Annotated in this window: 1 protein-coding gene; it reads left to right on the top strand. The window is 45.2% G+C overall.

Features of this window, described 5'->3' with window-relative positions; translation table 11 throughout:
• On the top strand, nt 1-575 hold a 575-nt coding region (locus tag VT06_RS17120; protein ID WP_046555541.1), incomplete at both ends, for a pyruvate kinase.

Below are 575 nucleotides of genomic sequence, written 5' to 3'. Positions count from 1 at the left end.
ACCCAAATGATGGAATCGATGATCGACAACTCCATGCCTACGCGTGCTGAAGTTATGGATGTGGCCAATGCCGTTCTTGATGGTACCGATGCGGTAATGTTAAGTGCAGAAACAGCAGCGGGAAAATATCCAGTAGAAACGGTGCAAGCGATGGCAGAAATTTGCCGTGGTGCAGAAGAGTATCCTGCATTACGATTAACCCGCCCTCAATCTGATGAGCCTGTTGATTCGGTATCCCAAGCAACTGCTTTAGCGGCAATGTATACGGCTAACCACCTTACCGGCGTATCCGCTATTATCGCGCTCACAGAATCTGGGAGTACGGCGAAGTTGATGTCACGTATTCATACAGATTTACCAATCTTCGCCCTTTCACGACATGCACAATCTTTGAATAAGGCCAATCTTTATCGCGGTGTTTATCCGATGTTCTTCGATTCTACGTTATCCGAACCGCAAAATGTTCTCCGTGATGCAGTAAGTATGATTGAAAAACGTGGCCATATTAAAAAAGGTGAAATGGTGATTATTACCCATGGTGATGTGATGGAAACCGTAGGTAAAACTAACACTAG

Source organism: Arsukibacterium sp. MJ3, from assembly GCF_000987765.1.
Classification (GTDB): domain Bacteria; phylum Pseudomonadota; class Gammaproteobacteria; order Enterobacterales; family Alteromonadaceae; genus Alishewanella.
This window is presented reverse-complemented; position numbering and strand designations above follow the sequence as displayed.